The 4,973-nt window shown below is 63.3% G+C and carries 5 protein-coding genes and 1 pseudogene; all 6 read left to right on the top strand.

The features are described from left to right. On the top strand, positions 1 to 492 hold a 492-nt coding region (locus J0I64_RS04785; RefSeq protein ID WP_291406469.1), incomplete at its 5' end, for a DnaB-like helicase C-terminal domain-containing protein. A gap of 2 nt (positions 493 to 494) precedes the next feature. Beyond that, a complete protein-coding gene (gene alr / locus J0I64_RS04780) occupies positions 495 to 1,622 on the top strand; it encodes an alanine racemase (protein WP_291406468.1) in 1,128 nt (375 codons plus the stop codon). Positions 1,623 to 1,718: 96 nt separating this feature from the next. After that, complete coding sequence (locus tag J0I64_RS04775; protein WP_291406467.1) at positions 1,719 to 2,249, top strand: DUF1697 domain-containing protein; 531 nt, start codon at positions 1,719 to 1,721, stop codon at positions 2,247 to 2,249. A 1-nt stretch (position 2,250) separates the two neighbouring features. Further along, positions 2,251 to 3,651 carry a DNA repair protein RadA gene (gene radA / locus J0I64_RS04770; protein ID WP_291406466.1) on the top strand — a complete coding sequence of 467 codons (1,401 nt, stop codon included), beginning with the start codon at positions 2,251 to 2,253 and terminating at the stop codon, positions 3,649 to 3,651. 115 nt (positions 3,652 to 3,766) lie between these two features. Then, positions 3,767 to 4,399, top strand: coding sequence for a CvpA family protein (locus J0I64_RS04765; RefSeq protein ID WP_291406465.1), 633 nt, complete (start codon positions 3,767 to 3,769; stop codon positions 4,397 to 4,399). A gap of 148 nt (positions 4,400 to 4,547) precedes the next feature. Continuing rightward, positions 4,548 to 4,973 (top strand): annotated as a pseudogene (locus J0I64_RS04760) (class II glutamine amidotransferase); the annotation flags it as partial.

The following is a 4,973-nucleotide window of genomic DNA, read 5'->3' as shown; positions in this document are numbered from 1 at the left end:
CTCAAGCGGCAGAAGGGACTCGATCTGCTGATCGTCGACTACCTTCAGCTGCTTTCGGGCTCGTCCAAGGCTTCGAGCCAGAACCGCGTGCAGGAACTGACCGAAATCACCACCACACTGAAGGCGCTGGCCAAGGAACTGGAAGTGCCGGTGATTGCGCTCTCCCAGCTCTCCCGTCAGGTGGAAGCGCGCGACGACAAGCATCCGCAGCTAGCAGACTTGCGCGAATCGGGTTCTATCGAGCAGGACGCTGACGTGGTGCTGTTCGTTTACCGCGAAGAGTATTATCTCAAGAACAAGGAACCCAAAGAGGGCACGCCAGAGCACATCACCTGGCAAGGGGAAATGGAGCAAGTGCACGGCAAGGCGGAAGTCATTATTGCCAAGCAGCGCCATGGCCCTACCGGTACGGTGCAGCTGAGCTTCGAAGCTCAGTTTACCCGATTCGGTAACCTCGCCCGGGCAGACTATCTGCCCGAACGCATGGAATAGGCATGAAGCTGACGTCTGGCCTCGGCGGCCAACTGACTGTCGACCTGGGGGCGCTGGCCCGTAACTGGAGCGCCCTGGACAAAGTGAGCCAAGGCGCGCTGACGGCTGCCGTGGTGAAGGCCGACGCCTATGGCACCGGTATCGAAATGGCGGCGACGGCGCTTTACGCGGCCGGCGCCCGTTTCTTCTTCGTGGCGACGCCCGACGAGGGCATTGCCGTGCGCACGGCCCTGCCCAGCGCCCATATCTTCGTGCTCTCCGGCCTCTATCCCGGCGCCGCCAATCTCTACATCCGGCAGAACCTGATGCCGGTGATCTCCTCGATGGACATGCTCGAGGAGTGGCTCAACAAGTGCGTCGAGCGCAACGAGGCCTATCCCAGCGCCTTCCACTTCGACACCGGCATGAACCGCCTTGGCTTCCGGCTCAACGAGGCCGTGGCCGTGCGCGACCGCATCGGCCGGCTGAGCTATGCGCCGCAGATGGTGATGAGCCACCTCGCCTGCGCCGATATTCCCAACCACGAGAAGAACCGCACGCAGCTGGCGCTGTTCGGTTCCGTGCTGAACCAGTTCCCGGGCATTCCCGCTTCGCTCGCCAATTCGGCGGGGCTGATGACCGGGCGCGACTATCACTTCCAGATGGTGCGGCCGGGCATTGCCCTTTATGGCGGCCGGGCCGTGGTCGGGCGCAAGAACCCGATGGCGCCGGTCGTGACGCTGCATGCGCCGATCCTGCAGGTACGCGAAGCGCGGACCGGGGAAACGGTGGGCTATGGCGCCTCCCAGTCGCTGTCGCGCGACAGCCGGCTGGCCGTGATCGGTATCGGCTATGCCGATGGCTTCATGCGCTCGCTTTCAGCCACCAATACCCGCCAGGGCGGCAAGGTGTTCTTGCGCGGCCGGCTCTGCCCGATAGTGGGCAAGATCTCGATGGACATGACCATCGTCGATATTACCGATCTGGGGCCGAACCTGCCCAAGCCGGGTGAGGGTGTTGAGGTCTTCGGGCCTAACGTCAATGTCGATGATCAGGCCGATGTTGCCGGCACGATCGGCTATGAACTGCTGACCTCGCTCAAGGGACGCTACAGCCGCAACTATGTCGGCAACGGCTACCTGCCGGAATAGAACGTTCCCCGTTCGTTCTTGATCTGCCGGAGCGGGACTGCTAGCGTCCGGCAAACAAGGAATCGACCGGCTTTGGCGCCTACCCCGAGCACATATGTGATCCTGCTGCGCGCCATCGGGCCGGTGACGCACAAGCTGATGTCCATGGCGCAATGGCGCGAAGCCTCGGAAGCTGTCGGGTTCGTGGCGCCGGAAACGCTGGTCAATACCGGCAACATGATCGCCGGATTCGAGGGCACGGAGGCCGCTGTCGTCAAGGCTACGGTCGGCGTGCTGCGCAGCTTTGGGCTCGGCGACAATGTCGTGCCGGTGGTCCGCAAGCCGGCGCTGCTGCAAAAGCTGATGCAGGCCGATCCGATCTCCGAGGCCGCGGCGGAGCGGCCGAACCAGACCGGAGTTTATTTCTTCGCCAGCAAGAAGCCGGACTTCGAATGGCTGAAGCACCATGACGGGCCCGAGACGGTGCATATCGTGCGCGACCATCTCATCGTCGATTTCAGCCGCGATGTGGCGCAATCGGGCAAGCTGATCCGGCTGATCGACAAGAATTGCGGGACCAATACATCCCGGAACTGGAACAGCGTGCGGCGCATCGCCGAGCGGAGCGCGGCACGGGAGAAGGCATAGCGTGGCCAAGAACAAATCCAACTTCGTCTGTCAGTCCTGCGGCGCGGTCTCGAGCCGCTGGCAGGGGCGTTGCGATTCCTGCGGCGAGTGGAACACCATTGTCGAAGAGCTGGTCGATAGCGGCATCGGCGCGGGGCCAAAGGCGGCGAAGTCGGGCGGTCGGCCCACAAACCTGTTGCCGCTGGCAGGCGAGACGGAGAGCGCAGCGCGTGTCGTGACGGGAATTTCCGAACTCGACCGGGTGACTGGCGGCGGCTTCGTGAAGGGGTCGGCGCTGCTCGTTGGCGGCGATCCCGGGATCGGGAAATCGACGCTGTTGCTGCAGTCGGCAGCAGCGCTGGCCAACAAGGGCAAGCGCGTCATCTATGTATCGGGCGAAGAGGCCGTGGCGCAGGTGCGGCTTCGGGCGCAACGTCTAGGGCTCGGTGAGGCCGATGTGCTGCTGGCGGCGGAAACCAATGTCGAAATTATTCTGGCGACGCTGGAGAATGGGCCGCCGCCGGATCTCGTGATCATCGACTCGATCCAGACGCTGTGGACCGACCGGGTAGAAAGCGCGCCGGGCACAGTCACGCAGGTGCGCACCTCGGCGCAGGCGCTGACGCGGCTAGCGAAGAAATCGGGTGCGGCCGTGGTGCTGGTCGGACACGTCACCAAGGATGGGCAGATCGCCGGGCCGCGTGTGGTGGAGCACATGGTCGACGCGGTGCTCTATTTCGAAGGGGATTCGAGCCACACATTCCGCATCCTGCGCGGCGTGAAGAACCGCTATGGCGCGACGGACGAAATCGGCGTCTTTGCCATGACCGAGCGTGGGCTCGAGCAGGTGGCCAACCCTTCGGCGCTGTTTCTGGACCAGCGCGACGAGGATGCCGCGGGCTCGGCGGTGTTTGCCGGCATGGAGGGCACACGGCCCCTCCTCATCGAAATTCAGGCGCTGGTAGCCCCCTCCCCGCTCGGTACGCCGCGGCGCGCGGTCGTGGGCTGGGACAATTCGCGCCTCTCGATGGTGCTGGCGGTGCTCGAAACGCGTTGCGGGGTCCGGATCGGCGCCAACGATATCTATCTCAATGTCGCGGGCGGGCTGAAGATTACCGAGCCGGCGGCGGACTTGGCCGTCGCGGCGGCGCTGATCTCGTCGCTGACGGGGTCGCCGCTACCCAAGGAAGCGGTCTATTTCGGGGAAATTTCGCTGGCGGGCGGGGTGCGGCCGGTGGCGCATGCGGGGCTGCGGCTGCGCGAGGCGCAGAAGCTCGGCTTCCAGTCTGTCGTGACCGGACGTGTCAACAACGTGGACAAGACTCAGGGATTCGAGGTCACGGAGTTTTCGCAATTGTCGGAAATGGTTGGACGAATCGCCGCCAATGGCAAGAAACCAATGGCCGAACCCGAGGGCTGGTAAGTTAAGAATCTCTGAAAGTTCGCGTTACTCTGGCGCTCGTGGCCTTGGCAGGGCCGCTCAAAGTCGCTAATGGTCGCGGCAACAGCCGGGCGGCAAGTGGAGCTAGCGAAGACATATGCTGACAGCGTTTGACGTTGGTGTGGGCGTCCTCGTCCTTATCTCGGCAATTCTGGCGACTGCCAGAGGCTTAACGCGCGAAGTTCTGTCGCTGGCCACCTGGGCCGGCTCGGCAGCCATCGCCATCTACATGTATCTCTACCACCCCGATATCGCGCAGCAGTATATCGCTGAAGAGATCGTGGCCAATATTGCCACCGTGGTGGTCAGCTTCATCGTTTCGCTGATCGTTCTGCACCTTCTGACCATGCGTATCGCCGACTTCGTCGTCGACAGCCGCATCGGACCGATCGACCGTACACTCGGCTTCGTCTTTGGCGTGCTGCGCGGCATCCTCATTGCCATTGTCATCACCATTTTCGGCGTCTGGCTGCTCGGCACCAACCTGCCGGAATGGGCGCGCAATTCGCAATCGCTGCCCTATCTCCAGAACATGGGCAATACCCTGATCTCCATGCTGCCCGAAGGGCTCGAGCAGAAGGTCAATGACATTCTCAAGGGCGGCGGCGCTGACCTGACCTCGGACCCCGACGCTCCGGCCTTGCCGCAGGAAACCGTGCCGGTCGATCCCACGATCGATGGCACCGTGGACCCGACCGAAGCTCCGGTCGACGGCCAGACACAGACCTGATCCGGGACGGGCGCCCGGCGCCCGCTCCAAGCCCGACGCCCAAATCTGTCATTGGTCGCGGACGGCAAAATGCGCTATTGGCGTGACCCAAGAGACCGGCTCGGCCGGCGCCTTCCGCTATCGCCGGCGGCGGGTGAGCAGAACGTTCATGGAGAGTTCGGTGACCCACCCGAGCGACGACGATTTCGATCTTGAAAGCGACACGCTGCATGAAGAGTGCGGCGTGTTTGGCATTTTGGGGCATAGCGATGCTTCGACGCTGACGGCGCTGGGCCTGCATGCCCTGCAGCATCGCGGTCAGGAAGCGGCTGGTATCGTCAGCTTCGATGGGCGGCAGTTCTACCAGGAAAAACGCATGGGCCTAGTGGGCGACCACTATACGGACCCCGCTCTCCTCGCCAAGCTGCCGGGAACCATGGCCATCGGCCACACGCGCTATTCGACCACGGGCGAAGTGGCGCTGCGCAATGTGCAGCCGCTCTTTGCCGAGCTCGAAGCCGGCGGCATAGCCATTGCCCACAATGGCAATTTCACCAATGGTTTGACGCTGCGCAAGCAGATCATTGCAACCGGC

Origin of the sequence: Devosia sp., from assembly GCF_017307565.1 — a bacterium.
GTDB lineage: Bacteria > Pseudomonadota > Alphaproteobacteria > Rhizobiales > Devosiaceae > Devosia.
Note: the sequence above shows the minus strand (reverse complement) of the source record. Positions and strands in the feature narration are given on the sequence as shown.